1 protein-coding gene is annotated in these 509 nt (G+C 71.7%); it reads left to right on the forward strand.

Annotated elements, in window-relative coordinates; genetic code table 11:
- Position 1 precedes the first annotated feature (1 nt).
- Positions 2-509 (forward strand): transposase (locus tag ACYVGN_RS13410; protein WP_460791364.1); only part of this gene is annotated, 508 nt, incomplete at its 3' end.

The raw sequence follows: 509 nt of genomic DNA on the forward strand, positions 1-509 counted from the left end.
GATCAACGCTACATTCGCGACCCCGGACCTGACCACGTTCTGCCGCCTGGACGAGCTCGGCCTCGAAGCCATCGGGCAGCATCTCTCGTCCGGTCGGGCGGTGATCGAGTGTCGCCTCGCCGAGGTTGACCCGTGGTGCCGGGGATGCGGCGGTGAGGCGACACCACGCGGAACGATCGCGCGCCGACTGGCACACGAGCCGTTCGGGCACCGGCCCACGACGTTGCTGCTGCGTGTTCGGCGGTTCCGTTGCTCGCCCTGCGGCCGGTTCTGGCAGGAGGACACGCGCCGGGCCGCGGAGCCGCGCGCGAAACTCACCCGCACCGCCGCGCGCTGGGCGCTGTCCGCGCTGGTCTTCGACCACCTCACCATCGCCCGCGTCGCCGCAGGCCTCGGTGTCTCCTGGCACACCGCCAACGACGCCGTCCTCACCGAAGGCCGGCGGCGTCTGATCGATGATCCGGGCCGGTTCGACGGCGTCCGGGTGCTCGGCGTCGACGAGCACGTCT

The organism is Microbacterium lacusdiani, assembly GCF_054779895.1.